The sequence below is a fragment of the Streptomyces speibonae genome (assembly GCF_984686075.1).
This window is the reverse complement of sequence record NZ_OZ480260.1, coordinates 6168722-6192353: the sequence shown is the minus strand read 5'-3', so window position 1 is coordinate 6192353 and position 23632 is coordinate 6168722. Positions and strand designations below refer to the sequence as shown.

Below are 23632 nucleotides of genomic sequence, written 5' to 3'. Positions count from 1 at the left end.
CCGTCGAGGCATACGCCGTTGCCCCCACCCGGAGCTTCCGGGTGGGGGCATCTGCGTCCGGGGTCATTGGGGCGGCTGCGGGGCGACCGGGGTCCACGCGGCGTCGCACACGAGCTGGTTGCCGGGGACGGTGCAGAACGTCTCGACCACGGCGCCGGTGACGGTGATCACCTGGACGTCCAGGGTGTTCCCCTGCTCGGTCACCGTGACGGTGCAGGCGTTCGTCGGGGCGTCCTCGTTGTCCGACAGGTTGGACCACGTGTACGCGCCCGGGTTCGGCTGGAGGCCCCGGGTGCCGACCGAGATCAGCCGGTCCGGGTTGACGACACCGGTGTACTGCTGCGAGCCGCGGTTGTAGCTGTCGATGCTCACGCACGGCCCGGCGGGCCCGGGAGGACCAGCGGGGCCGGGAGGACCAGCGGGGCCGGGAGGTCCGGCAGGCCCGGGAGGTCCGGGAGGTCCTTGGCGCCCGGGAGGGCCGGGCTCGCCCTTGCAGGGGTCGTGGTGGCCGTAGCCGCACTTGCCGGGGTCGGGGCCGTCCCAGCCGAGGCCGGGGGCCGCCGCGACACCGGTTGGCGCGGCGCCGACCAGGGCGACGGCGAAGACCAGCGCGCCGCCCAGGCGGAGACCGTGTCGTCGGGCGCGGACCCGCGTGCGCGCGGGTCTGGGCCACTTGGCTCGCGTCATCGTCATTGTGTCCCTTCCGATCCGGGGGAGAATTGCAGGATCAGTGTGGGGACGGGCGGCTTGTACGACACACACCACCGGTCGGATGATCACACAATTCCACCTGCTCGGAGCAGGAGGGCGGCGTGTAAGTCTCGTCTCACCTGGGCGAAAGCGCCCCTGTGCGCCCCTCCGGCGCGGGCTCACAGCCGTATTGTCTAAGCGTCAAAGCCCCCCGGGGGCCTGTGGGCCCCTTCCTAAGGAGCCCTCATGACCGCGCCCGTCGTCCACTCGCTGCGCGAACAGATCCGCGAGCACATCCTGGAAGGGATCATCAGCGGACGATGGCAGCCGGGCGAGCGGATCGTGGAGCGGCGGATCGCGACGGAGCTCGAGGTCAGCCAGACGCCCGTCCGGGAGGCGCTGCGCGAGCTGGAGTCCCTGCGGCTGATCGAGTCGGCGCCGAACAAAGGCGTGCGGGTGCGGAATCTGACCGCCGCCGACCTGGAGGAGAGCTACCCCGTCCGGGCCGGTCTGGAGGCGATCGCGGCGGAGCTGGCGGCGGCACGTCTGGCGGAGGACTGCTCGGCGCTGGAGCCGCACGTCGCCGCGCTGTACGAGGCGGACCGGATGTCGGACGGGACCGGGCAGGTGCGGCACACGGTGGCGTTCCACCGGGAGCTGGTGCGGGCGGCGGGGAACTCGGTGCTGCTGCACACGTGGGAGGGGCTGGGGATCGAGGTGTTCACGGCGCTGTCGATACGGTGGCTGGGGACGGTGCAGCAGTCGTACGCGGAGGAGCACGAGGAGCTGGTGGCAGCGTTCCGCCGCCGCGACCCGCGCATCGCGGAACTGGTGAAGGCGCACGTGCTCGGGTGCGCGCCGCGGGCCTAGACCCCGTGGTGTTTTTCGCCCCCGCCGCCCCTTCCCGTCCCTGGGAGCTTCGCCCCCAGACCCCCCACGCGGCGGAGCCGCATATCGATACAGCCCCGCGCCCCTGAAGGGGCGCGGGGAACTGCGCGAGCAACCACGACTCACCGGCAGCCGCCGTACGACAGAACCCCCGTGCTCTTCCGCGCCCCAACACCCTCACCTGCGCAAACACCCCGAAGGGACAGTCACCCCGTGCCACCGTCGGAGACACCCCGTGCCGACTTTCTCGTGATCAAGAGGTTTTGACCCCCAACCCTTTGATCGATCATCGATCAGCGAGTTATCGTCACCAGTGGACTTCCACCGAAGTCTCCGCCCTGTCCTGCCAAAGACCAAGGGCACCCCGAACCCTTACCGATGAGGGAACCCCCTTCGACTGAGGAAGGCGGCGACATGACCGACCCCAACGCCATCCAGCCGAGCGAGCTCGACCAGCTCCCGGACCGCGACCCCGAGGAGACCGCCGAGTGGCAGGCCTCCCTGGACGCCGTCACCAAGGCGGCCGGGCCGCACCGTGCCGCGTACCTGATGCGCCGCACACTGGAGCGCGCCGAGGGCACCGGCATCGCGCTGCCGAAGCTCCTCGAGACCGATTACGTCAACACCATCCCCACCTCCGCCGAGCCCGCCGTGGACGGCGACGAGGCGATGGAGCAGCGGATCACCGCCTGGAACCGCTGGAACGCGGCCGCGATGGTGACCCGCGGCAGCACATACGGCGTCGGCGGTCACATCGCCACCTTCGCCTCCGCCGCCTGGCTGTACGAGACCGGATTCAACCACTTCTTCCGCGGCAAGGAGGGCGACGGCTCGGGCGACCAGCTCTACATCCAGGGCCACGCCTCCCCCGGCATCTACGCCCGCGCCTTCCTCGACGGCCGCATCGGCGAGGAGCAGCTCGACAACTTCCGCCGCGAGTCCGGCGGCAACGGCCTGCCGTCGTACCCGCATCCGCGCCGGCTGCCCTGGCTGTGGGAGTTCCCCACCGTCTCCATGGGCCTCGGCCCGATCTCCGCGATCTACCAGGCGCGCTTCAACCGCTATCTGACCAGCCGCGGCATCAAGGACGTCGCCGACTCCCACGTGTGGGCGTTCCTCGGCGACGGCGAGATGGACGAGCCCGAGTCGACGACCGCGCTCACCCTCGCCGCCCGCGAGCAGCTCGACAACCTGACCTTCGTCATCAACTGCAACCTGCAGCGCCTCGACGGACCGGTCCGCGCCAACTTCAAGATCGTGCAGGAGCTGGAGGCCCAGTTCCGCGGCGCCGGCTGGAACGTCATCAAGACGCTCTGGGGCACGGCGTGGGACGAGCTGTTCCGGCTCGACACCACCGGCGCCCTGGTACGCCGGCTGCGCGAGGTACCGGACGCGCAGGTGCAGACGTACCAGACGCGCGACGCCGCCTACATCCGCGAGGACTTCTTCGGCAAGGACCCGGCGCTCGTCGAGATGGCGAAGCTGCTGAGCGACGACAAGATCCTCGAGTGCTTCCACCTCTCCCGCGGCGGCCACGAGTCCCGCAAGGTCTACGCCGCCTACCGGGCCGCGCTCGCCCACAAGGGCGCGCCGACCGTGATCCTGGCGCAGACCGTGAAGGGCCACACCCTCGGTGAGGGCTTCGCCTCGAAGAACGCCAACCACCAGATGAAGAAGCTGACGGTGGACGAGTTCAAGGCGATGCGCGACCGCCTCGAGCTGCCGATCCCGGACTCGCGGTTCGTCGACGACGTGGTGCCCTACGTGCACCCGGGCGCCGACTCCCCCGAGGTCCGCTACCTCCAGGAGCGCCGCGCGGCCCTCGGCGGTCCCGCCCCGGCCCGCCGCCTGCACCCGGTCGCCCCGCTGCCCCAGCCCGCCGACAAGGCGTTCACCGCCTTCGACAAGGGCTCCGGCTCGCAGAACGTGGCCACCACCATGGCCTTCGTCCGCCTGGTCAAGGACCTGGTCCGCGACAAGGAGACCGGCAAGCGCTGGGTGCCGATCGTCCCCGACGAGGCGCGCACCTTCGGTATGGAGAGCCTCTTCCCGTCCCTCGGCATCTACTCGCCCATGGGCCAGACGTACGAGCCGGTCGACCGCGACCAGCTGATGTACTACAAGGAAGCCAAGAACGGCCAGATCTTCAACGAGGGGATCACCGAGGCCGGCGCCATGGCCGAGTTCATCGCCGCCTCCACGTCGTACGCGACGCACGGCGAGACGATGATCCCGTTCTACATCTACTACTCGATGTTCGGCTGGCAGCGCACCGGCGACCAGATGTGGCAGCTCGGCGACCAGCTCGGCCGCGGCTTCCTGGTCGGCGCCACCGCGGGCCGCACCACGCTGACCGGCGAGGGCCTTCAGCACGCCGACGGCCACTCCCCGGTCATCGCGGCGACCAACCCGGCGGCCCTGACGTACGACCCGGCGTTCGCCTACGAGATCGCGGTCATCGTCAAGGAGGGGCTGCGCCGGATGTTCGGCGAGGCCGAGCCGGGCGAGGACCAGAACGTCTTCTACTACCTGACGGTCTACAACGAGCCGCTGCCGCAGCCCGCCAAGCCGCAGGCGGCCGGCATCGACGAGGGCATCGTCAAGGGCCTGTACCGCTTCAACACGGCGGAGTCCGCGGGCCTGGCCCCGGCTGCCAACGGGCCGCGTATCCAGCTGCTCGGCTCCGGTACGGCGATCCACTGGGCGCTGAAGGCGCAGAAGCTGCTCGCCGAGGAGTGGGGCGTGGCCGCCGACGTGTGGTCCGCGACCTCGTGGACGGAGCTGCGCCGGGACGCCATGGAGGCGGACGAGGCGCTGCTGCGGGGCGAGGACCGGGTGCCGTTCGTGCGGCAGGCGCTGCAGGGCGCCGAGGGTCCGGTGCTGGCGGTCTCCGACTACATGCGCCAGGTCCCGGACCAGATCGCGCAGTGGGTCGAGCAGGACTACACGTCGCTGGGCGCCGACGGCTTCGGTCTGTCGGACACCCGTGACGCGGCCCGCCGCCACTTCGGTGTCGACGCCGAGTCCATCGTCGTCGCGGCGCTGGCCCAGCTCGCCCGGCGCGGCGAGGTCAAGGCCACGGCCGTGAAGGAGGCGCGCGAGAAGTACGGCCTGTAAGGCTGGTGACGGCAAGAGGCCCCCGCCCCCTCCGGCGGGGGCCTCTTGCATCATGGGCGCATGCGTGCTGCCCGGCTGATCAAGATGGTTCTGCTGCTCCAGTCCCGGCCCTCGATGACCGCCGCCGAGCTGGCGCGGGAGCTGGAGGTGTCGGAGCGCACGGTCACCCGGGACGCGCAGGCGCTGTCGGAGGCCGGGGTGCCGGTGTACGCGGACCGGGGGCGGATCGGCGGGTACCGGCTGGTCGGCGGGTACCGGACGCTCCCCCAGAGCCTCAAGGGCCTGGGAGGTGCCCCCATGACCGGGCTGGCCCGCGGCGAGGCGGAGGCGCTGTTCCTGTCCGGGGTGCCGGGGGCGCTGCGCGAGATGGGCCTTGAGGACGCGGCGTCGGCGGCCCGGCTCAAGGTGTCGGCCGCCCTGCTGCCCTCCCTCCGTGACGCCCCCCGCACGGCGGCGCAGCGGTTCCATCTGGACGCCCCCAACTGGTTCCGCGAGCCGACGACGCCCGCGCTGCTGCCGCGGGTCGCGGACGCGGTGTGGGACGACCGGCGGATCACCGCCCGCTACCGGCGCGGCGAGGGGGAGGTGGAGCGGGAGCTGGAGCCGTACGGGCTCGTGCTCAAGGCGGGTGCCTGGTACCTGTGCGCGCGGGTGGCGGCCGGGGGCGGGTCCTTCCGGGTGTACCGGATCGAGCGGTTCACGGCGGTGGAGGCGGGCGAGGAGCGCTTCGAACGGATGGCGGAGTTCGATCTGCCGGCGTTCTGGCAGGAGCGGGCGGAGCAGTTCGCGCGGTCGATCCTCAGGGACGAGGTCGTGCTGCGGCTGTCGGCGGAGGGGGTGCGGCGGCTCGGGCACGTCGTGGATCCGCTGTCGGCGCGGGAGGCGCTGGCGCGGGCGGGTGAGCCGGACGGCGGCGGGCGGGTGACGCTGACCTTGCCGGTGGAGTCGCTGGAGGTGGCGTACGAGCAGTTGACGGGGTTGGGGGCGGAGGCGGAGGTGGTGGGGCCGGCGGAGCTGCGGGAGCGGTTCGTGCGGGACGCCGCGCGGCTGGCGGAGATGTACGGGGCGTAGGGCTCGGCCGGGCTTCTCGCCCCCGCCGCCCCTTCCCGTCCCGAACCTGGAGGGCTCCGCCCTCCCGGACCCCCCTTTTGCGCCGTTCCCCGCGCCCCTTCGTCACTCCAGGGTCGATGCTTGTGGCGTGATGGACGAGACGGAGTTCTGGGAGCTGGTGGACAGCGCTCGGGAGGATGCCGAGGGGGATCCGGAGGAGCAGGCGGATCTGCTCGTGGGGCGGCTCGTGCGGCTGGACCCGGAGGCCGTGCTGGATTTCGCCCGTCATTTCGAGTCCCGCTACCACCGTGCCTACCGCTGGGACCTGTGGGGCGCCGCGTGGGTGCTGCTGGGCGGGGCGAGCGACGACGCCTTCGACTACTTCAGGTGCTGGCTGATCGGCCAGGGCCGGGAGGTGTTCGAGGGCGCCCTGCACGATCCGGACGCGCTCGCCGAGCTGCTGGAGGACTTCGACGAGGAGCTCGACGGCGACGGCGAGGAGCTGGGCTACGCGGCGGACGAGGCGTACGAGCAGCTCACCGGGACGGTGGCTCCCGACCTCGAGCTGCCTCCGGCCCCGGCGGAGCCGGAGGGCACACCGCTCGACTTCGAGAACGAGGCGCTGCTCGCCGAACGCTACCCGCGGCTGTGGGAGCGGTTCGGGGGCTGAGCGCCCGCCGGTTCACAGACGCCGGTGCGGACTCGGTGTGTGTCTCAGGGGTGCGGCGTTGGCCTGCATGAGGGCGGAGGCGGTGTGGCACGCCGGGCCGAGGACGACGGCCGCGGCGGCGCAGAGCGCCGTCCAGGGGCGGCGCAGGGCGTCCGCCCAGGTGGTACTTCGGTCAGGGGTGTCGTTCATGGGTTCTGCTCTTCGTTCTGTGTGACGTTCTGCTTCAGGACGGTCTGTGGATCGTCGCGGGTGTCCTTCCGGAGGGCCTGCTCTGTGCTCTCGCGGCCCTGGATGCGGGCGGCGAGGGTCCTGATGTCCGGGAGGCGGGCCTTGAGGGCGGCGCCCGGACAGTCGGTCATGTAGCCGTCGCTGTGGGCGGCGACGGCGTGCAGCGTGGCGATGGTGCCGGCCGCGTAGCGGCTGCCGCCGTTGCTGGAGACCAGCCGCACCTGACCGCGCGGGTCGGTGCCGGACGTGCCGAGCTTCCAGGCGGACAGCTCGGCGATCGAGCGCAGCATCTCCTCCGGCACCTGAACCCCGGCGGAGAAGGTGCCGAGGGCGGCGATGCCGGTGCTGCGGTGGTTGAAGCCCTGGGTGTGGGCACCGGTGACGGGCCGGTCGGTGCCGCCGGCGCGGCCCTCGTAGATGGTGCCGCAGCGGTCGACGACGAAGTTGTAGCCGAGGTCGTCCCAGTCGCGGCCGGCGGTCTGGCCCTCGTACAGGGCCCTGATGATGCCGGGCGCGTCCGCGCAGTCGTAGCCGTTGGGCGAGTCGGTGTGGTGGATGAACACGGCGACGACCGTGTCGTCGTAGCGCGGCGGGGGCTGTTCGCGGGCGCTGCCGCCCAGCCAGACCGCGCGGGGCAGGATCACCGGCCGGGGGGCCTGGAAGGCGGGAGCCGTCCGCGCGACGGCGGAGGCTCCGCCGTCGGACCCGGCGGCCCGCTCGACGCCGTAGGCGCACAGCACCAGGGCGACGGCGGCGGCCACTCCCGGTACACAGCCGAGCGCGATCGTGGCGGCTGCGGGCAGGCGCCGGGAGCCGGGCCCGCCGGGTATCCGGGAGGGGCGGCGGCTCCGCGCTCCGCGCGGTCGTCTCGGGACACGCATGGTCCCACTGTGGGTCCGGCCGGCGCGGTCCGCGATCTGTGATGTGCCACTCGGTGGAACCATCGTCCCGGTCCGTGACGTTTTCCCCAGTGCGCGCGGTGTGCGTCCGCCCTGCGGATGCCGCACCGCGCGAGGCTGATCACCGGGCCCCTCCGCCTCGTATTGAAGGGTCCTGTGGTCCCGACAGAAAGGCGGCGTGCGTGGACCTGCTCGACATTCTGCTGGTGCTGGTCGTCCTCGCCCACGCGGCGTCCGGGTACCGGCGCGGGCTGCTGGCCGGCTGTGTCTCGCTGGCCGGTTTCGTGGGCGGCGCGGTCGTCGGCGTGTGGATCCTGCCGTGGATCATGGACCTGGTCACACCGGGGACCACCCGGGCGACGGTGACGGCGGTGTTCACGGTGCTGCTCCCGGCGGTGGTGGGCCATGAGCTGGCGGGGCGGCTGGCGCTCAGGCTGCGGCGCGAGCTGGACCGGGGGCCGCTGCGGGTGGCGGACGGGGTCGGCGGGGCGGTGGCCAACGCGGTGGCGGTGCTGATCGTGGCGTGGGTGGCGGCCAGTGTGCTGGCCGCGTCCTCGTCCCCGCTGGTGACGTCGGCGATCCGGGACTCACGGCTGCTGGGCGCGGTGCAGGACACGATGCCGGACACCACGCCGGGCTGGTTCTCGCGGGCCACCTCGGCGCTCACCGAGGCGGGCTTCCCGCAGGTGTTCAACCCGTTCGAGAACGAGTCGACCGCCGAGGTCGCCGCCCCCACCGGTGACAGCGTCACGGCGGCCGCCACCCGCGCCGCGCAGCGCAGCACGGTGAAGGTGGAGGGGGTCGCCGGCACCCAGGGGCGCGAGGGCAGCGGCTTCGTGTACGCGCGGGAGCATGTGATGACCAACGCCCACGTGGTGGCCGGCATCGACGAGCCGACCGTGCGCGTGGGCGGGGTCGGGCGGACGTACGCGGCGCGGGTGGTGCTCTTCGACCCGGGCAAGGACGTGGCCGTGCTGTACGTGCCGGACCTGCGGGCGCCGGTCCTCGCGTTCGACGACGACGCCGACCGCGGCGATTCCGCGGTCGTCGCGGGCTATCCGCAGGACGGCGACCTGAACCTGCAGGCGGCGACGGTCGCGGGCCGGGTGCAGGCGCGCGGGCAGAACATCTACAACGACGCGACGGTCACCCGCGAGATCTACTCCATCCGCTCCACCGTCCGCCCCGGCAATTCCGGCGGCCCGCTGCTGACCACGGGCGGCCAGGTGTACGGCGTGGTGTTCGCGCGCTCCACCTCGGACGCGGAGACGGGCTACGTGCTGACGGCCGACGAGGTGGCGGACGACGCGGAGCGCGCGGCGACGGCGACGGCGCCGGTGGACACGGGCCCGCTGGTGACCTCGTGACGTGTCCGCCGGCGCGGCACCGTCAGGCCGCCCGGGCCGTCGGCACCGGGTCCGCCGTGTGCAGCGGCCGGTTCACGCCGAGGTCGGCCAGGAGCGCGGCCGTGGCCCGCTGAGCCGAGCGCAGGGCGCCCTCGGCCGTCCCGGTGTCCCGGTGGTCCCCGCACACGTACAGCCCCGCCAGCAGCCGCACCGGACGCCCCAGATCGAACGGCGGGCGCATCGCGGGCACGGCGTCGGCGGTGTGGCGCACGGCCAGCGTCTCCCAGCGCGCCGTGGACACGCCGTACAGCCGCGCCAGGTGCATGCGTACGGCCGTGTCGATCCCCGGCACCGAGGGGCCGAGCACCGTGGACGTCACCAGGGTGCGGCCGGCCGGCGCCCGGGAGGGGTCGACCCGGCTCACGACGGCCGTGTACGCGACCGGCCCGCCGCGGTCGGCGTCCAGCAGCAGCGACGCCCCGGTGGCGGGCGGTTCGTCGGTGGTGTGGTGCACCACCGTCACCGGGTGGAAGTCGGGCACCCGCAGCCCGGGCAGCAGTTCGGCGGCCGCCCGCGCCCCGGTGGCGACGAGCACGGCGGAGCACCGGAACTCCCCGTGCTCCGCGGTCGCCACCGACGTGGTCGACACGGACGTCACCCGCACCCCGGTCCGCACGGTGCCGGGCGGCAGCGACCGCGCCAGCTGCTGCGGCAGCGCCTCGGCGCCGCCCTCCGGCAGACACAGCCGTCCACCGGCGTACGCGTGCAGCGCCAGGTCCGCGCACCGGCTGGACGTGGTGAGGTCGGGGTCGCACAGCAGGGCGGCGAGGAGCGGGCGCAGGAAGCCGTCGATGGTACGGGAGGGCAGGCCCCGGGCCGCCAGCGCCTCGGCGGCGGGCAGTTCGGGCCGGGCCAGCAGCCGTTCGACGGGTGTGCCCGCGAGCCGGGACAGCGCGGCGCCCAGTCTGGCCTGGTCCATCGCGGTGCCCAGCGGAGCGCCGCTGCGACTGCGCGGCACGGACACCTGCCGCCCGGGCACGGCCACCGGCCTTCTGGGACCGGCGCCCGCCCGGAGGGCGCGCACCGCATGGAGTGCGCCCCTCCCGCGCGCCCCCCGTGCGCCGGGCTGCACGCCCGCGCGGTGGTGCCGTCCGTCGCTGTGCAGCAGGACTCCTGGGTCGAAGGGCAGCAGCACCGGCGCGGCCTGCCGCAGTCCGGGATGCGCCGTGGACATCAGCCGCCCGATCCTGTCGAGCCGGAAGCCGTCGATCTTCTCGGTCGTCATGCGGCCGCCCACCTCCTGGGCGGCCTCCAGGACGACGGTGGTGACTCCTGCGCTGGTCAGTCGTCGTGCCGCGGAGAGTCCGGCGGTCCCGGCTCCCACGACGACGACATCCGCGTGGTACGTGGGCTCTGGCACGTGCCCCTCCTCGAGGTTGCGCGGGCGCTGGAGACGTCATGCCCTCAACAGGCCCCAGGGATACCCGAGTTCTGGTCGAGGTTAGGACCGTGATCGGCCGGCGGGTCAGTCGCGCATGGCCAGTGCACGGGCGCACGACGGTCGCATACGCACGCCGCATGGGCACGAAGTGGTCGATGAAAGCACAGTTTCAGGCAGCGGCCCGCACCGCGCCCTCGATCCGGGGGAACGCGAACCGGAAGCCCGACTCCAGCAGCCGCGTCGGCAACACCCGGGCGCTGCCGAGCACTTCCCCGGACATCTCACCGAGCACCGCCCGCAGCACCGGCGCCGGCACCGCGAACACCGCCGGCCGGCGCAGTACCCGGGCCATCGCCTCGGTGACCTCACGGTTGGTGGCCGGATGAGGGGCGGTCAGATTGAACGGACCGGACAGCCCTTCCCCCTCCAGAAGATGACGCAGCGCCGCCACCTCGTCGTGCAGGGCGATGAACGACCAGTACTGCCGCCCGTCCCCCAGCCGCCCGCCGAGTCCCGCCCGGAACAACGGAAACAGCCGCCCCCAGGCCCCACCGCGACGCGCCACGACCAGCCCGGTCCGCGCCAGCACCGTCCGCGCCCCCGCCCCCTCAGCGGCAGCCTCCCACTCCACACACAACTCCGGCAGAAACCCGTTCCCAGGCGGCGCACTCTCATCAACCACCCGATCCCCGGTATCGCCGTAGTACCCGATCGCGCTACCGCTCACGAACACCCCCGGCCGCACATCGGCGGGCAACCCGGCGATGGCCTCGGCAAGAGCGGCGGTACCCCGCACCCGGCCCACCCGGATCCGCTCCTTGTACGCCTCCGTCCAGCGCCGGTTGCCGACGCCGGCCCCCGCGAGGTTCACCACGGCATCGCACCCCGCGAGCCCCTTGGCGTCCACGACCCCCCGTTCCGGGTCCCAGGACACCTCGTCCGGCCCCTGGGCGGCCCGCCGTACCAGCCGTACGACCGTGTGCCCGTCCGCTGTCAGGGACCGGGCCAGGGCCCCACCGATGAGCCCGGACGCCCCGGCCACCGCGATGCGCGCTCGTTCCATGGCTTCCATCCTGCCCCGCCGACCGTAAAGTGCCCACATGCCACACATACGCGTCGCCCGCCCCACCGACGAGGGCGACCTGGCCCGCCTGGACCGCGAAACCTGGTCCCCCGCCCACGCCGTGACCCCGCAACCCCGGCCGCACGACACGTTCTTCACCGAGAGCGCCGGCCCCGGAGCCCACCACGTGGCCGAACACAACGGCCGCCTGGTGGGCTACGTCCGCCTGGGCCACCCCACCGAACTGGCCTCCAACGCCCACGTACGCCAGATCCGTGGCCTGGCCGTAGCAACCGAGGCAAGAGGCCTGGGCATAGGCCGCGCCCTGCTACGAGCCGCCATGACAGAAGCCAGAAACCACGGTGCCCGCCGCATCACCCTCCGCGTCCTGGGCCACAACACCACCGCCCGCAGACTGTACGAGTCGGAGGGCTTCGTGGTGGAAGGCATACAGCCGGGCGAGTTCTTCGTGGCCGGCGACTACGTGGACGACGTCCTCATGGGCCGCCCACTGATCTGAGCGGCCGCGCACGGCGAGGAGGGGACGGGGCCTCAGTGGCTGGCGCGTCCGCGCCGGTCACCCCCACCAGCAAGCTCGATCGCGCCAGTCCGAGGACGGACACCCCCGCCCCGGCCCCGCACCACCCACCCCCCGTGGGCGCTACGCGCACCCCCACCGAACGGCCAGAGGCGCCGCAGGCATGGAACGCGCACCCCCACCATCCGCACCGCACCGACTCTCACACATACGCGGCCGTCCGATCCCGATACGTCCGCACAGGAGCCGCATCCCGATAGGGCTCCAGCTTCCGCTCGAAGTCACGGACGTACTCCACCGCCCGCACCGACCGCATCTCGGCCGCCTGCGCCGCCGCCTCCGCCGCCAGCTGGCAGGCCTGGTCGAGCTCGCCCAGACCCAGCCGGGCCGTGGCCAGCACCACCCGGCAGAACAGCCGGCTGCGCGCGAACCCCGGCGCCCGCAACTGCAACGAGCGCTCCGCGTGCTGCGCGGCCGCCCGGTACTGCTGGAGATCCCGGTGGCAGTGCCCGAACTCGTCCGCGAGCTGCGCCTCGTCGAAGGAGCGCGCCCAGAACGGCACCTCGTCCCCGGCCCGCGCCCCCTCCAGCGCACGCTCCGCACGCACCAGCGCGGCCGTGCAGGCCCGCACCTCCCCCAGCACCCCGTGCCCCCGCGCCTCCGCCGCGTGCAGCAGCGCCTGCACGGCGGGCGGCGCGGAACCCCCCGCCCCCTGCTGGGCGACACGGGCGAGCTGCACGGCCTCCCGCCCGTGGCCGAGGTAGACGGCCTGCCGGCTCATGGTGACCAGGACGTACGCACCGTAGGCCCGGTCCCCCGCCGCCTGCGCGAGCCGCAGCGCCTGCACGAAGTAGCGCTGGGCGAGCCCGTGCGCGGCGATGTCGTACGACGTCCACCCGGCCAGCCGGGTCAGATCCGCGGCGGCGGCGAACAGCCGGCGCCCGGTCTGCTCGCCATAGGTGCCCCGCAGCATCGGCTCGCACTCGTGCTCGAGGTACCGCACCAGGGCCTGGCGGGCGTGCCCGCCCCCGTACGCGTCGTCGAGGGTGCGGAACAGCTCCCCCACCGACCGCAGCGCGGCGATGTCGCCGCCGGTGACCCGGTGCCCCGGCCCCCGCTCCGCCGCCGCCCCGGCCCCGCCGCCCCGGCGGGCGGCGGCGAGCACGGACGCCGGCACCACCGGCCTGCCTCCCGGCCGCCCCTGCGCGGGCACCCGCACCGGCGGCTCCGCGGCCGCGCGGGCCACCTTGTCGTCGGCCCGCCCGATCAGCCAGTCCCGGCTCGGCACCACCAGCCCCGCCGAGGTGAAGGCGATCTTGCGCAGCTCCGCATGGCTGCCGGAGTCCTTGCGCCACAGCCCGCTGACGATGTCGACGGCCTCCTCGGGGGTGGCCGCGAACTCCAGGCCCGCGTAGACGGGCGCGCAGGCGTCCAGGCCCAGGTCCTGCGCGGTCAGACGGCGCCCGAGACGCCGGGTGAAGACCTCGGCGATCAGGGCCGGTGTCGTCCCCCGCGGCTGCTGGCCGCGCAGCCAGCGGGTCACGGATGTCTTGTCGTATCTCAGGTCGAGCCCGTGTTCGAGACCGAGCTGGTCCACGCGACGGGCGAGTCCCGCGTTGGAGAACCCCGCTTCTGCGATGAGCGCGGCGAGCTGTCGGTTGGGGGTGCGCTGCGCGGGTCGTTCCGTCATCTGCGGTGCGGTCTCCTGCCTTCCGGCTCCTGTGGTGCCCGGATTGCCTGTGAGCAGCCCTTATGGCCTTCATGGACGGCGCGAATGTAGCGGAGAGTAAGCGCACGATCGCACACTTCCACCATCGTTCATCCGATCGTGTGAGAATTGCCCGAAAGCTGACGACAGCTGACGACAGGAAGGCCGCAGACTGCCCCCCGCTCGAACGGTCGTACAGTGGCGTGGGCGCATGAAGCGCCTGATGACCTTCCGAGGAGGCGCGTGCGGTGAGTGGGTTGCGGTTCGTCCGGATGGGCTTCGGGGCCGAGGCCGTCGACTATCAGGTGGCCTGGGACGAGCAGCGCCGGGTGCACGCGGCACGGTTCGCCGACGAGGTGCCCGACACCGTCATCCTCCTGGAGCACCCCCCGGTCTACACGGCCGGCCGCCGCACCGAGCCGAGCGAGCGCCCGCTCGACGGCACGCCGGTCATCGACGTGGACCGCGGCGGCAAGATCACCTGGCACGGGCCGGGCCAGCTGGTGGGCTACCCGATCCAGAAGCTGCCCCGCCCGGTGGACGTGGTCGCCCACGTCCGCCGCCTGGAGGAGGCCCTGATCCGCACCTGCGCGGAGTTCGGCCTGGAGACCACCCGGGTGGAGGGCCGCAGCGGCGTCTGGGTCCTGGGCGACCCGGTCGAGCAGCGCCCCGCCCGATATGGAGGGGCAGCGCGCAGCGCTTCGGCTGAGGGTGGTGGCGGGCGACGGGCGGGCCTCTCCCTCGACTTCGACCCCCGGCTGCACGACGACGAGTTCGACCCGCGTCTCAACGGCCCGGAGTACGCGCCGTCCAACGCCGGCCAGCGCCGCGAGGACCGCAAGATCGCGGCGATCGGCATCCGGGTGGCCAAGGGCGTCACGATGCACGGCTTCGCGCTGAACGTGAACCCCGACAACAAGTGGTTCGACAAGATCATCCCGTGCGGGATCCGGGACGCGGGCGTCGCCTCCCTCGCGGCCGAGCTGGGCCGGGACATCACGATCGAGGACGTGCTGCCCGTCGTCGAGCGGCACCTGCGCGACATCCTGGAGAACGCGGAACTCAAGCCGCGGGAGATCGAGAGGACACCGGCGTGACGGCACGGGCACACGTGACGGCACCGGCATGAACGGCACCGGCATAAAAGGTGCCCGCCGGACGTTGCACGTCACGGTGCCACAGGCCGACGAGACCCAAGCCCGCCCGCGATCAGCAGGCAGACACCCTCGCCGGACATGCACATCAACGGGCGTACGCTTGAGCACGCCGAAGAATCAACGCTAGGGAGCCGGTCGTGTCCGCAGTCGCACCCGACGGACGCAAGATGCTGCGCCTGGAGGTCCGCAACAGCCAGACCCCCATCGAGCGCAAGCCCGAGTGGATCAAGACCCGGGCGAAAATGGGCCCCGAGTACTCCAAGATGCAGAACCTGGTCAAGAGCGAGGGACTGCACACGGTCTGCCAGGAAGCCGGCTGCCCGAACATCTACGAGTGCTGGGAGGACCGCGAGGCGACCTTCCTCATCGGCGGCGACCAGTGCACCCGACGCTGCGACTTCTGCCAGATCGACACCGGCAGGCCCGAGGCCCTCGACCGTGACGAGCCGCGCCGGGTGGGCGAGTCGGTCGTCACCATGGACCTGAACTACGCCACCATCACCGGCGTCGCCCGCGACGACCTGGAGGACGGCGGCGCCTGGCTGTACGCGGAGACCGTGCGCCAGATCCACGCGCAGACCGCCGACCGCGCGGAGGGCCGCACCAAGGTCGAGTTGCTGGCCCCCGACTTCAACGCCGTGCCCGAGCAGCTCGCGGAGGTCTTCTCCTCCCGCCCCGAGGTCTTCGCGCACAACGTCGAGACGGTGCCGCGGATCTTCAAGCGGATCCGCCCCGGCTTCCGCTACGACCGCTCGCTGAAGGTCCTCACCGACGCCCGTGACTACGGTCTGGTCACCAAGTCCAACCTGATCCTCGGCATGGGCGAGACCCGCGAGGAGGTCAGCGAGGCGCTGCGGCAGCTGCACGACGCCGGCTGCGAGCTGGTCACCATCACCCAGTACCTGCGCCCGTCCGTGCGGCACCACCCCGTGGAGCGCTGGGTCAAGCCGCAGGAGTTCGTGGAGCTGAAGGAGGAGGCCGAGCAGATCGGCTTCTCCGGCGTGATGTCCGGCCCGCTGGTCCGCTCCTCGTACCGCGCCGGCCGGCTGTACCGCATGGCCATCGAGCAGCGTGAATCGACTGCTCCGCAGCGGGGCGGCGCGTACGCCGCCTCCCAGGCGGTCTGACAAGACCCCCGGACCCACACCTCCGACGACGTGTGAATTCACGCACAAGGCCCTACCGGCCAGTAAAGGCCGAGAGTACGCGGTCCCGACCGTCCTCGCAGATGAGGGCACAGGCCGGGACCGCGTCGCCGTTCCGGGGCCTCGCGTGGAGGCTTCATGCCTGTTTGACCGGCCGGTCACGCCCTGGTAACACCAGTCGGTGAGCCTGGAACCACCGCACGCACACCCCTACCCGTCGGCACCGAGGGAGACCTCCACCATGCAGGCCGCGCCTGTCCGCGCCACCGCCATCCCGTCCTTCACCACCGCGTTGCGCGCCGTCGAGTCGCTGCTCATGAGCGGCGGCCAGCGCACCGCCCGCCGCAACGCCTGGACCTCCGTCCTCGAGGACCGCCGTCGCGCCAAGGACCGGATCGAGGTCCAGCGCGTCCTCGACCGGACCCCGGCCGCCCGCCCCTGACCCGCACGCCGCAGATCCACCCCGGCACTGCCGTCGAGGCCGCTCCGGGGTACACGTAGACTTCACGGCATGGCGAGGAAGGAAACCGCAGCGGACGCTGCGAACCCCGGGCGACTGAAGCAGATCGCCCTGACCTACAAGATGACCCGCAGGGCCGACAAGAAGATCGGTCTTGTACTCGCGGCTGTCGGAATCGTCACCTTCGGTGTCTTCCTCGCGATCGGCTTCTTGATCGGGCACCCCATCTATCTCGGCATCCTGGGCCTTCTGCTCGCCTTCCTCGCGACGGCGATCGTGTTCGGGCGCCGGGCCGAGCGAGCGGCCTTCGGGCAGATGGAGGGACAGCCGGGCGCCGCCGCGGCCGTGCTCGACAACATCGGCCGGGGCTGGACGACGACACCGGCGGTGGCGATGAACCGCAGCCAGGACGTGGTGCACCGGGCGGTCGGCAAGGCCGGCATCGTGCTGGTCGCCGAGGGCAACCCGAACCGGGTGAAGAGCCTGCTGGCCGCCGAGAAGAAGAAGATGAACCGCATCGTCGCGGACGTCCCGGTGCACGATCTGATCGTGGGCACGGGCGAGGGCCAGGTCGAGCTGAAGAAGCTGCGCACGACCATGCTCAAGCTCCCGCGGGTGCTGACCGGCCCGCAGGTCACCGCGACCAACGACCGGCTGCGCGCGCTGGGCGACCTGATGAGCAACATGCCGCTGCCGAAGGGCCCGATGCCCAAGGGCATGAAGCTGCCGAAGGGCGGCGGCCCGCGCGGCCGCTGAGCTCTTCCCGACATGACGAGGGGCGCCGGAATTCCTTCCGGCGCCCCTCGTCATGTCGGGACCTCGGACCCGAGCCCCCGGCCGGGTCAGACCCGGACCTCCACCGTACGGGCCAGCCGGTCGTGCAGACCGCGCCCGTCGCGGTCCCAGATCAGGGCCGGCACGGCGAGGCACAGCAGCGCCGAGCGCACCAGCCCGCGCAGCGGCTCCACCCGGCCGCTCTCCACGGAGACCACCCGCAGCCCGAACAGACGCTTGCCCGGGGTGAAGCCGACCGTGCCGACGGTGAGGACGCTCAGCACCAGGAACACCAGCAGCGCCCAGTTACCGGTCGTCTGTCCGTCGTAGCCGTCGGTGATCAGACCGTATGCGATCAGCATGCACAGACCCCAGTCCACGGCGAGGGCGCCGAGCCTGCGGCCGGGGCGGGCGATCGAGCCCGGTCCGTGCTCCGGCAGCCCCAGCTGTTCGCCCCGGTAGCCGAACTCGGCACCGGCTTCCTCCAGCGCCGCACGCGGGCCGGACAGCCATGATCCGATTGCTTGCCTGTTGTCCACCCGTCCACGGTACTGCGCCCGGTGATGACCGCAGGACGGCGGGGTGCGTCGGGGCTACCGTGGGAGCGAGCCCGGTTAACTTGTGCGAAACAAATGGGTCACGCATGAGAAATGACCCGTCCCTAGGGTCGAGTGCAGCGTGTGCCACCCGCACTGGCCGCACGAACGATCTACCACCCCGGCGGGACGGTCGGGAGTAGGAGGAGCTGGATGTTCCAGAACGCCGACGAGGCCAAGAAGTTCATCGCGGACGAGGACGTCAAGTTCATCGACGTCCGCTTCTGCGACCTGCCGGGTGTGATGCAGCACGTCACGGTGCCCGTGGAGGCGTTCAACCCGGACGACGAGCTGGCCTTCGACGGATCCTCGATCCGTGGTTTCCAGGCCATCCACGAGTCCGACATGGCGCTGCGCGCCGACCTCTCCACGGCCCGGGTCGACCCGTTCCGCCGCGACAAGACGCTGAACATCAACTTCTTCATCCACGACCCCATCACGGGCGAGCAGTACTCCCGTGACCCGCGCAACGTGGCCAAGAAGGCCGAGGCCTACCTCGCCTCGACCGGTATCGCGGACACCGCGTACTTCGGTCCCGAGGCCGAGTTCTACGTCTTCGACAGCGTGCGCTTCAAGACCTCCGAGAACGAGTCCTTCTACCACATCGACTCCGAGGCGGGCGCCTGGAACACCGGCGCGCTGGAGGACAACCGCGGCTACAAGGTCCGCTACAAGGGCGGCTACTTCCCGGTCCCGCCGGTCGACCACTTCGCCGACCTGCGCGCCGAGATCTCCCTGGAGCTGGGCCGGGCCGGCATCCAGGTCGAGCGCCAGCACCACGAGGTGGGCACCGCGGGCCAGGCCGAGATCAACTACAAGTTCAACACCCTGCTGGCCGCCGCCGACGACCTGCAGCTCTTCAAGTACATCGTGAAGAACGTCGCCTGGCGCAACGGCAAGACCGCGACCTTCATGCCGAAGCCGATCTTCGGTGACAACGGTTCGGGCATGCACGTCCACCAGTCGCTGTGGCTGGGCGGCGAGCCGCTCTTCTACGACGAGCAGGGCTACGCCGGCCTGTCGGACACCGCCCGCTACTACATCGGCGGCATCCTCAAGCACGCCCCGTCGCTGCTGGCCTTCACCAACCCGACGGTGAACTCCTACCACCGCCTGGTGCCGGGCTTCGAGGCCCCGGTGAACCTGGTGTACTCGCAGCGCAACCGCTCCGCCGCGATGCGTATCCCGATCACCGGGTCCAACCCGAAGGCCAAGCGCGTGGAGTTCCGCGCCCCGGATGCCTCCGGCAACCCGTACCTGGCCTTCTCGGCGCTGCTCCTCGCGGGCCTGGACGGCATCAAGAACAAGATCGAGCCGGCCGAGCCGATCGACAAGGACCTCTACGAGCTGGCTCCCGAGGAGCACGCGAACGTGGCCCAGGTCCCGACCTCCCTCGGCGCCGTGCTCGACCGCCTCGAGTCCGACCACGAGTTCCTCCTCCAGGGCAACGTCTTCACGCCGGACCTGATCGAGACGTGGATCGACTTCAAGCGCGAGAACGAGATCGCCCCGCTCCAGCTCCGCCCGCACCCGCACGAGTTCGAGATGTACTTCGACGTGTGACCGGCCCGCGAAGCCCCCGTCTCCGGAACCTCTGGGGGCGGGGGCTTCGTTGTCTGTCCTGAAAGCTTCCTTCTCCACGGCGGGGGAGGGATCCTTGATGGGACACCGCTGCTCGAAAGAAGGTCACGGGGATGTCCGAAAGGGACGAGGAAGAGCGGGAGTTCGACCTCAAGTGGGCGGACGGCGCCGAGCACAAGGAGCCGTCGGCGCGAGCCCGTATGCTCGCGGCCCGCTGGAAGGACAACCCGCCGGGACCGGTGCCGTTCCGCGGCGAGCCGGAGCACCGGGGACGGGGACGGCGGCTACGGGGACCGGCGGCGGGCCGCTCCTCCTGGGTGTCGACGGCCGTGGTGCTCGGCTGCGTCGTCGCGGTGATCGTGCTGCTCGGCTACATCAACTTCCGCCCGTACTGACCCCCCGGGCCCGCGCCCCTAGTCGCTCCGGGCAACCGCCACCGTCGGGGAGGTGCGGGAGGCGCGCAGGGCGGGCACCGTTCCCGCCGCGGCGGTCACCAGGACCAGGGCGGTGAAGACCGCCGAGAGCTGCCCCACCGGGACGGTGAACGGGGCGCTCGCCTCGGCGACCCGGACCACCAGCCAGGAGTACGGCACCCCGAGGGCCAGACCGAGCAGTCCCCCCAGTGCGCCGTGCAGCGCGCACTCCACCGTGACCATGCGGTGCACGGCCGCCCCGCCGAGCCCCAGGGCCCGCAGCAGACCGAACTCCCGCTTGCGTTCGACGACGGTGAGACTGGCCGTGGTCGCGACGCCGACGACCGCCACCAGGACCGTCAGGCCCAGGACCAGGACCGCCATGGTGGCCGTCGTGCGCAGGTCGTCCGAGGCGGTGTCCTCGGCGGCGGTGTCCTCGGCGATGACGCGGCCCTCGCCGCGCTCCGGGCCGGTCAGCGTGCCGGTGATGGCCCGCTGGGCCCGGATCCGCCCCTGGGCGCCGTCCTCGGCGGCGTCGGCGGTGACCGTGGTGGGCGCCGGGTCCGCTCCCATGCGGGTGAGGTCGGCGGCGGGGACGAAGAACTCGCCTCCGTAGGGTCCGGCCCCGGGCAGCGTCGCCGCCACGGTGAGCTGGACGGGGCGGCCCTCGAAGGTGAGCGTCACCCGGTCGCCGGCCCGGACGTCGAGGTCGTGGGCGGTCTCGGCGTCCACGACGACACGGCCGGGTCCGAGCCGGTCGAGGGAGCCGGTGCGGGCGGTCAGGCCCGTACCGGAGCGGACGGTGGCGAGGTCGAGGTCGGAGATCGTCGCGGTGCGGGTGCCCTCGACGACCTCGGCCCTGCGGAACGCGGTCACACCGGCGAGTTCGGGGCGCCGGGCCAGGTCGGCGGCCAGGTCGCGGTCCAGGGTGTCGCTGTCCCTGGGGTACAGCTGGAAGTCGGCGGGGGTCTCCACCGCCTGCCGGTACCGTGCGTAGGCCTCCAGGGAGGCGAGGCAGGTCAGGGTCGAGCCGACCAGGCAGACGCCGAGGGCGACGACGACCGAGACCGAGGCGGCCCTGCGCGGCGCGCCCCCGACGCCCGCGACCGCGAGACGGCCGGCCGCGCCGGCGCGCCGCAGCGGCACGGCGAGGGCCGACAGCACCGGCCGCACCAGCAGGGGGCCGAGGGCGATCAGGGCCAGGAAGGCCAGCCCGCCCGAGAGCACCACGGCGGTCAGCGCGGCGAACCGGTCGTAGTCCCCGTCGCCCGGCTCGGGGAGTCCGCCGTACTGCTGCCGGGCGAGGAGCGCGGCACCCGCCGCGCACAGCAGGCCGAGCAGGGTCCGGCCGATGCCGGTCGCCCTGCCGTCCTCGTCGGACGCCGCGCTGCGCAGGGCCTCCAGCGGGGAGACCCGTGCGGCGGACAGGGAGGGGGCCAGGACCGCCAGGACGGCGAGGAGGCCGGTGCCGAGGACGGTGAGGACGGCCTCCGCCGGCGGGAGCTGGGCGGGGGCGGTCAGGTCGTGACCGAGTCGATCGGCGACCGGGGGGACGAGTTGTCCGCAGGCCCAGGCCGCCAGCACGCCGATGGTGCCGGCCAGCAGGCCGACCGCCGCTCCTTCGGCGACCAGCGCGGCGGCGAGCCGTCGCGGGGTGGCCCCGATGGTGCGCAGCAGCGCCAGTTGGCGTACGCGCCGGGTGAAGACGATGCGGAAGGTGGAGGTGGCGACGAGCACGGCCGCGCCGACGGCGACGGCGAGGAAGACGGAGACCAGCTCCAGGGTGTCCTTCGCCTCGGCGACCGCCGCGCGGGCCTCCTCGTCGCGCACCGCGTCCCCGGAGCGCACCTGCGCCCCGGGCACCGCCTGCCGGATCCGCTCCGCGAGCGGGGCCGCGTCACCGGACGCGGCGGACGCGGCGCCGGCGCCGATGTCGATGCGGGAGTAGCCGGAGACGCCGAGCAGTTCGCGCAGCGCGGGTCCGGGGGCGTATCCCGTGGGCTCCGCGTCGTCCGTGGCGGTGCTGCGGACGACGCCGCTGACCTCGACCTCCACCCGTCGGGTGGACTCGCCGTCGGTGTCGGGCTGCAGCAGGACGAGCGGTGAGCCGGGGGCGAGGCCGAAGTCGCGCGCGGCCCGGGTGTTGACGGCGAGCCGGTCCGGCCCGGAGGGATAGGTGCCCTCGACCAGCCGGACCTCCGCCAGGGCTCCGCTGCCGGGGTCCGCGGACAGGGTGAGATAGCGTTCGACGGCGCTGCCGCCCAGCGGGGCGCCGCCCTCGATCCGGCCCACGGCCTCGGTGACCCCGGGCGTCTCGCGGATCGCGCGGAGACGGTCCTCGCCGAGTTCCTCCTCGTCGCCGGGTGTGACCACCACCGACACCGCTTCGGGTGTGCCGCGGAAGTTGTCGACGACGGTCGCGCCGATGATCTGCTGGGCGGTGACGGCTCCGAAGACGACGAACGCCGCGATCAGCAGCGACACTCCGGTCGCCGCCGAGCGTCCGGGCCTGCGCAGGAGTTCCGCCACCTGGGAGCCCAGGACGGTCGCGCGCCACGGGGTCCTCATCATCGCCTCCCCGCGGTGCCGGCGGCGGGCCGTCCGGAGTCGGCGTGGTGCTCGTCCTTGACGACGCGTCCGTCCGCGAGGGTCAGCACCCGGTCCGCGTGCCGTGCGGCCGCGGGGTCGTGGGTGACCATGACGACCGTCTGGCCGAGGTCGTCGACGGACCGGCGCAGCAGTTGGAGGACTTCGGCGCCGCTGCGGGAGTCGAGGTTGCCGGTGGGTTCGTCGGCGAAGAGCACGGCCGGCCGGGCCACCAGGGCCCGGGCCACGGCGACGCGCTGCTGCTGGCCGCCGGACAGCTCGGCGGGGCGGTGGGAGAGCCGGCCGGTGAGACCGAGGACGTCGCAGAGGTGGTTCACCAGGGCGCGGTCCGGGCGTCCCCCGGACATGGTGACGGGCAGCACGATGTTCTCCAGGGCCGTCAGCTGCGGCAGCAGGTTGAACGACTGGAAGACGAACCCGATCCGCTCCCGGCGCACCCGGGTCAGCCGGCGGTCGGACAGCCCGGTGATCTCGGTTCCGTCCAGGACGATGCTGCCGGAGGTGACGGTGTCGAGGCCGGCGACGCAGTGCATGAGGGTGGACTTGCCCGACCCGGAGGGGCCGACGACGGCGGTGAACCGGGCGCGCCGGACCGCGACGGACACGTCGTCCAGGGCCCGTATCTCGGTGGTGCCCTGACGGTAGGTCTTGACCAGGCCGGTGGCGGTGATGACGTCGTCCGGTGCGGGGCCGCCGGCGGCGGGGAGCGCAGACATGGGGACGGTTCTCGCAATCCGGGTCAGGAGCCGAGCGGCGGCATGGTGAGGGTGACGCCGGAGTCGTTGCAGTGTCCCTGGGCCTTCTTCTCCAGGTCCTTGACGTCCTTCGCCGAGGGTGTCTCGGGGGACTTCTGGGCGGTCGCGAGCGCCCATCCCTCGTACTGGGAGATCTTCAATCCGAGGTAGCCGTCCTTCATGTGGGCGCGACGCTCGTCGCCGGTCTTGCGCCACCACTTCTCCGCGTCCGCCTCGGGGGCGGTGGAGATCTCCTCGGCCTCGGTAATGATGCGCTGCGCCATCCGGCAGTCGTCGGCGGACGCCTGGCTGAGCTCGTCGCGGTCCAGGTACCAGTAGCCCGCTCCGGCGGCCAGGGCGACGACGACGGCCGCGGCCGCGCCGATGACGAGACGGTTGCGCTTGCGGTCGGCGGTGGTGGGCATGGTGCTCATCGGGTCCTCCAGGGTCTTCTCGGCCGCGTCCGGTTGGTGTTGCGGCGGTAGTGAGAAGTCTGGAGATCCGGGGCCCGTCGGGGATCGGGTGCC

At 72.5% G+C, this 23632-nt stretch carries 22 protein-coding genes; 12 read left to right on the top strand and 10 right to left on the bottom strand.

Annotated elements, in window-relative coordinates; translation table 11 throughout:
* Positions 1-63: 63 nt before the first annotated feature.
* Positions 64-372 (bottom strand): hypothetical protein, encoded by a 309-nt coding sequence (locus AC5L3C_RS27795; RefSeq protein ID WP_493651590.1) that lies wholly within the window; start codon positions 370-372, stop codon positions 64-66.
* 564 nt (positions 373-936) lie between these two features.
* Here AC5L3C_RS27795 and AC5L3C_RS27790 point away from each other — a divergent pair.
* The 4 genes from AC5L3C_RS27790 to AC5L3C_RS27775 all read left to right on the top strand — a co-directional run bounded on the left by AC5L3C_RS27790 (position 937) and on the right by AC5L3C_RS27775 (position 6415).
* Entirely contained in the window at positions 937-1560 is a 624-nt protein-coding gene (locus tag AC5L3C_RS27790) for a GntR family transcriptional regulator (RefSeq protein WP_125506910.1), read from the top strand.
* A gap of 432 nt (positions 1561-1992) precedes the next feature.
* Positions 1993-4695, top strand: coding sequence for a pyruvate dehydrogenase (acetyl-transferring), homodimeric type (gene aceE, locus AC5L3C_RS27785; RefSeq protein WP_493651589.1), 2703 nt, complete (start codon positions 1993-1995; stop codon positions 4693-4695).
* Positions 4696-4755: 60 nt separating this feature from the next.
* Positions 4756-5766, top strand: coding sequence for a helix-turn-helix transcriptional regulator (locus AC5L3C_RS27780; RefSeq protein ID WP_493651587.1), 1011 nt, complete (start codon positions 4756-4758; stop codon positions 5764-5766).
* Between the two features lie 130 nt (positions 5767-5896).
* On the top strand, positions 5897-6415 hold the full coding sequence (locus AC5L3C_RS27775) for a DUF4240 domain-containing protein (protein WP_493654053.1): 519 nt from the start codon (positions 5897-5899) through the stop codon (positions 6413-6415).
* A gap of 12 nt (positions 6416-6427) precedes the next feature.
* Here the strand turns inward: AC5L3C_RS27775 and AC5L3C_RS27770 are convergent, their stop codons facing one another.
* Complete coding sequence (locus AC5L3C_RS27770; protein ID WP_164555737.1) at positions 6428-6604, bottom strand: hypothetical protein; 177 nt, start codon at positions 6602-6604, stop codon at positions 6428-6430.
* Positions 6601-7428 (bottom strand): peptidoglycan recognition protein family protein, encoded by an 828-nt coding sequence (locus AC5L3C_RS27765; protein ID WP_493654051.1) that lies wholly within the window; start codon positions 7426-7428, stop codon positions 6601-6603. The genes AC5L3C_RS27770 and AC5L3C_RS27765 overlap by 4 nt, the downstream gene beginning before the upstream one ends.
* A gap of 296 nt (positions 7429-7724) precedes the next feature.
* On the opposite strand from AC5L3C_RS27765, the gene AC5L3C_RS27760 reads away from it, so the two are divergent.
* Positions 7725-8909, top strand: a complete 1185-nt coding sequence (locus tag AC5L3C_RS27760; RefSeq protein WP_493651585.1) for a MarP family serine protease — start codon at positions 7725-7727, stop codon at positions 8907-8909.
* A 22-nt stretch (positions 8910-8931) separates the two neighbouring features.
* On the opposite strand, the gene AC5L3C_RS27755 is transcribed toward AC5L3C_RS27760, so the two are convergent.
* Complete coding sequence (locus tag AC5L3C_RS27755; protein ID WP_493651584.1) at positions 8932-10308, bottom strand: NAD(P)/FAD-dependent oxidoreductase; 1377 nt, start codon at positions 10306-10308, stop codon at positions 8932-8934.
* A gap of 190 nt (positions 10309-10498) precedes the next feature.
* Complete coding sequence (locus AC5L3C_RS27750) at positions 10499-11392, bottom strand: TIGR01777 family oxidoreductase (RefSeq protein WP_493651583.1); 894 nt, start codon at positions 11390-11392, stop codon at positions 10499-10501.
* A gap of 37 nt (positions 11393-11429) precedes the next feature.
* Here AC5L3C_RS27750 and AC5L3C_RS27745 point away from each other — a divergent pair, with 37 nt between their 5' ends.
* On the top strand, positions 11430-11912 hold the full coding sequence (locus tag AC5L3C_RS27745; RefSeq protein WP_493651581.1) for a GNAT family N-acetyltransferase: 483 nt from the start codon (positions 11430-11432) through the stop codon (positions 11910-11912).
* Between the two features lie 220 nt (positions 11913-12132).
* On the opposite strand, the gene AC5L3C_RS27740 is transcribed toward AC5L3C_RS27745, so the two are convergent.
* Entirely contained in the window at positions 12133-13620 is a 1488-nt protein-coding gene (locus AC5L3C_RS27740) for an NsdA family TPR-like regulatory protein (protein WP_125506893.1), read from the bottom strand.
* 266 nt (positions 13621-13886) lie between these two features.
* Here AC5L3C_RS27740 and lipB point away from each other — a divergent pair, with 266 nt between their 5' ends.
* From lipB to AC5L3C_RS27720, 4 genes are all read left to right on the top strand, one after another.
* Positions 13887-14735, top strand: coding sequence for a lipoyl(octanoyl) transferase LipB (gene lipB / locus AC5L3C_RS27735; protein WP_493651580.1), 849 nt, complete (start codon positions 13887-13889; stop codon positions 14733-14735).
* 197 nt (positions 14736-14932) lie between these two features.
* Entirely contained in the window at positions 14933-15922 is a 990-nt protein-coding gene (gene lipA / locus AC5L3C_RS27730; protein ID WP_493651579.1) for a lipoyl synthase, read from the top strand.
* A 259-nt stretch (positions 15923-16181) separates the two neighbouring features.
* On the top strand, positions 16182-16382 hold the full coding sequence (locus tag AC5L3C_RS27725) for an SCO2195 family GlnR-regulated protein (RefSeq protein ID WP_493651578.1): 201 nt from the start codon (positions 16182-16184) through the stop codon (positions 16380-16382).
* Positions 16383-16451: 69 nt separating this feature from the next.
* Entirely contained in the window at positions 16452-17156 is a 705-nt protein-coding gene (locus AC5L3C_RS27720) for a DUF4191 domain-containing protein (RefSeq protein WP_125506885.1), read from the top strand.
* Positions 17157-17242: 86 nt separating this feature from the next.
* Here AC5L3C_RS27720 and AC5L3C_RS27715 read toward each other — a convergent pair whose 3' ends face one another.
* Positions 17243-17713 (bottom strand): RDD family protein, encoded by a 471-nt coding sequence (locus AC5L3C_RS27715; protein WP_125506883.1) that lies wholly within the window; start codon positions 17711-17713, stop codon positions 17243-17245.
* A gap of 210 nt (positions 17714-17923) precedes the next feature.
* Here AC5L3C_RS27715 and glnA point away from each other — a divergent pair, with 210 nt between their 5' ends.
* Positions 17924-19333 (top strand): type I glutamate--ammonia ligase, encoded by a 1410-nt coding sequence (gene glnA, locus AC5L3C_RS27710; protein WP_493651577.1) that lies wholly within the window; start codon positions 17924-17926, stop codon positions 19331-19333.
* Between the two features lie 131 nt (positions 19334-19464).
* Positions 19465-19746: an SCO2583/SCO2584 N-terminal domain-containing protein gene (locus AC5L3C_RS27705; RefSeq protein WP_493651576.1), complete on the top strand. Its 282-nt coding sequence runs from the start codon at positions 19465-19467 to the stop codon at positions 19744-19746.
* Positions 19747-19764: 18 nt separating this feature from the next.
* Here the strand turns inward: AC5L3C_RS27705 and AC5L3C_RS27700 are convergent, their stop codons facing one another.
* From AC5L3C_RS27700 to AC5L3C_RS27690, 3 genes are read right to left on the bottom strand one after another with little or no spacing between them, the layout of a single operon-like run.
* Positions 19765-22335, bottom strand: a complete 2571-nt coding sequence (locus tag AC5L3C_RS27700) for an FtsX-like permease family protein (RefSeq protein WP_493651575.1) — start codon at positions 22333-22335, stop codon at positions 19765-19767.
* Positions 22332-23087, bottom strand: coding sequence for an ABC transporter ATP-binding protein (locus AC5L3C_RS27695; protein ID WP_493651574.1), 756 nt, complete (start codon positions 23085-23087; stop codon positions 22332-22334). The genes AC5L3C_RS27700 and AC5L3C_RS27695 overlap by 4 nt, the downstream gene beginning before the upstream one ends.
* Before the next feature lie 23 nt (positions 23088-23110).
* Positions 23111-23539 carry a hypothetical protein gene (locus tag AC5L3C_RS27690; protein ID WP_493651572.1) on the bottom strand — a complete coding sequence of 143 codons (429 nt, stop codon included), beginning with the start codon at positions 23537-23539 and terminating at the stop codon, positions 23111-23113.
* Between the last annotated feature and the right edge of the window lie 93 nt (positions 23540-23632).

Bases quoted from the DNA above. Each gene is read 5' to 3' on its own strand.
- glnA (WP_493651577.1), top strand. From the start codon at position 17,924: ATGTTCCAGAACGCCGACGAGGCCAAGAAGTTCATCGCGGACGAGGAC.
- AC5L3C_RS27745 (WP_493651581.1), top strand. From the start codon at position 11,430: ATGCCACACATACGCGTCGCCCGCCCCACCGACGAGGGCGACCTGGCC.
- AC5L3C_RS27720 (WP_125506885.1), top strand. From the start codon at position 16,452: ATGGCGAGGAAGGAAACCGCAGCGGACGCTGCGAACCCCGGGCGACTG.
- AC5L3C_RS27790 (WP_125506910.1), top strand. From the start codon at position 937: ATGACCGCGCCCGTCGTCCACTCGCTGCGCGAACAGATCCGCGAGCAC.
- AC5L3C_RS27775 (WP_493654053.1), top strand. From the start codon at position 5,897: ATGGACGAGACGGAGTTCTGGGAGCTGGTGGACAGCGCTCGGGAGGAT.
- AC5L3C_RS27705 (WP_493651576.1), top strand. From the start codon at position 19,465: ATGTCCGAAAGGGACGAGGAAGAGCGGGAGTTCGACCTCAAGTGGGCG.
- AC5L3C_RS27695 (WP_493651574.1), bottom strand. From the start codon at position 23,087: ATGTCTGCGCTCCCCGCCGCCGGCGGCCCCGCACCGGACGACGTCATC.
- AC5L3C_RS27750 (WP_493651583.1), bottom strand. From the start codon at position 11,392: ATGGAACGAGCGCGCATCGCGGTGGCCGGGGCGTCCGGGCTCATCGGT.
- AC5L3C_RS27700 (WP_493651575.1), bottom strand. From the start codon at position 22,335: ATGATGAGGACCCCGTGGCGCGCGACCGTCCTGGGCTCCCAGGTGGCG.
- aceE (WP_493651589.1), top strand. From the start codon at position 1,993: ATGACCGACCCCAACGCCATCCAGCCGAGCGAGCTCGACCAGCTCCCG.
- AC5L3C_RS27690 (WP_493651572.1), bottom strand. From the start codon at position 23,539: ATGAGCACCATGCCCACCACCGCCGACCGCAAGCGCAACCGTCTCGTC.
- AC5L3C_RS27740 (WP_125506893.1), bottom strand. From the start codon at position 13,620: ATGACGGAACGACCCGCGCAGCGCACCCCCAACCGACAGCTCGCCGCG.
- AC5L3C_RS27770 (WP_164555737.1), bottom strand. From the start codon at position 6,604: ATGAACGACACCCCTGACCGAAGTACCACCTGGGCGGACGCCCTGCGC.
- AC5L3C_RS27780 (WP_493651587.1), top strand. From the start codon at position 4,756: ATGCGTGCTGCCCGGCTGATCAAGATGGTTCTGCTGCTCCAGTCCCGG.
- AC5L3C_RS27725 (WP_493651578.1), top strand. From the start codon at position 16,182: ATGCAGGCCGCGCCTGTCCGCGCCACCGCCATCCCGTCCTTCACCACC.